The sequence below is a fragment of the Campylobacter sp. BCW_6467 genome, from assembly GCF_001762855.1.
Lineage (GTDB): Bacteria > Campylobacterota > Campylobacteria > Campylobacterales > Campylobacteraceae > Campylobacter_D > Campylobacter_D jejuni.
Map to the genome: position 1 here is coordinate 1 of NZ_MJXP01000010.1, position 1559 is coordinate 1559.

General features: G+C 25.9%; 2 protein-coding genes and 2 pseudogenes. All 4 read right to left on the reverse strand.

Features of this window, described 5'->3' with window-relative positions:
- Positions 1-248: pseudogene (locus tag AJ888_RS01165) on the reverse strand (hypothetical protein); the annotation flags it as partial.
- A gap of 14 nt (positions 249-262) precedes the next feature.
- On the reverse strand, positions 263-649 hold the full coding sequence (locus tag AJ888_RS01170) for a hypothetical protein (protein ID WP_002871073.1): 387 nt from the start codon (positions 647-649) through the stop codon (positions 263-265).
- Positions 639-1076: a hypothetical protein gene (locus AJ888_RS09120; protein WP_180753248.1), complete on the reverse strand. Its 438-nt coding sequence runs from the start codon at positions 1074-1076 to the stop codon at positions 639-641. Before AJ888_RS09120 ends, AJ888_RS01170 begins: the two co-directional genes overlap by 11 nt.
- 13 nt (positions 1077-1089) lie before the next feature.
- Positions 1090-1559 (reverse strand): annotated as a pseudogene (locus AJ888_RS01180) (hypothetical protein); the annotation flags it as partial.

Sequence of the window (1559 nt, forward strand, 5' to 3'; positions counted from 1 at the left end):
TCTACACTAAAATATTTTTGTTTATAATTCATCTGCAACATTTTATCAATGGCTTCTTTTTCATTATCAAAAGAATACTCAAGTTCAACACTGCCCCTTTCTCCAATATAAACAGCTTCGTATTTATTATTATCAGAATCAAACCACATAGTAAGATGGTATTCTCCTGAATGTTTATAAGAAGGATACCAATCTGTATCAATCAACTTTTCTTCTTCTATAATTAATTCTGCTTGTTCTCTTGTCATTTTTTATCCTTTATTTAATCCATAAAATCTATATTAAAATACTTACAAGTTAAAGTAATATATTCTAAATCATTATCAAAATATATGCTTATCAACATCTCTTCTTCTTTTTCAATATAGCCTGTTATATCATCCCAATTATTTCTTATTAAATCGATAAAATTAGCTTCTAATTGATTAAAATTTTTACAATATGATTTTGAGTGTAGTAACTTATAATCATAAAAAACAATTTGCAAATCTTGTATATCTTTTTTCTCTGATTTAAAAAATATTTCTAAAGTTTTTTCATTTGTTATGATAGAATAAACAAAAAAGTCATTTTTCAAATCTATTTTTACATCTTTAAGATAAAATTCTCTTTTAAATAAACTTCCATGCTTTAAATTCTCAAATTTCATTATTTTGCCTTTTTAAATAATTTTCTACAATATCTAAATCTTTATGAGATATTGGCTCTACTAAACCCTGTGACATTCTATACTTTGTTGGATCTTGAGGATTTATATGTTTAGTATATTCTATTTTATGAGGCGTATCAATTATTTTCTTTGATGTCTTCTCATAATGTGGTTTACCATCTAAATCATATCTGGTAAGTTTATCTTTTGTCTTTATAGAAACACTATTATATCCTCCATTTAAAGTATTTTTTATTTCCATGGCTCTTTGTTTAATGTTTAAAATAATCTTACCATTTTCACCAATATAATCAGGACTTCTAGGTTTTGGAGTATCTTTAGGCCATATTCCATTATGCTTATAAAGATGAACTTCTTTATCGCTTATCTTACCTTTTTTATTTTCATTTTCCAAATATAAAAGCATTTTTGCTTTCTCTTTACTTTTTTTCTCTTCTCCTTCTTTGTGCCGCTCCTAATTTACCTCCTATCCCTTCCCATCTTATCCTATCAAATTTAATCTTAGCAAGAGGACTAGCTTGTATTTTAGCTAAAGCAAATTTAATCTTATTCTTTTTAGGTATAGCAAATATAGGATAACCTTTTATACTCATTCCTATCAAACCCATTTGTAATACAGAATGTTTATTATTAACTTTATGATCTGAATAAGTATAAGCAAATACTAAAGCTACTTTAGTACAAGGTCCTCCTAGTATAAGTGGATTTAAACATCCACTTATACTAGCTCGTTGTATTTCATTATTAAGCATAATAGGAACATTGTCTGATTTTATTCTTTTAGCTTTTTTTGCTTTTAACTTAACTCTACCTCCATGTAAGCATACTAAAGTATTATCTTCTAATATAGGATGCATACAAGAAGTATCAGAACTTATATTAATATCTT

What these genes read in the sequence shown, in the direction of transcription:
- AJ888_RS09120 (WP_180753248.1), bottom strand. Translation starts at nt 1,076, where the DNA reads ATGCTTTTATATTTGGAAAATGAAAATAAAAAAGGTAAGATAAGCGAT.
- AJ888_RS01170 (WP_002871073.1), bottom strand. Translation starts at nt 649, where the DNA reads ATGAAATTTGAGAATTTAAAGCATGGAAGTTTATTTAAAAGAGAATTT.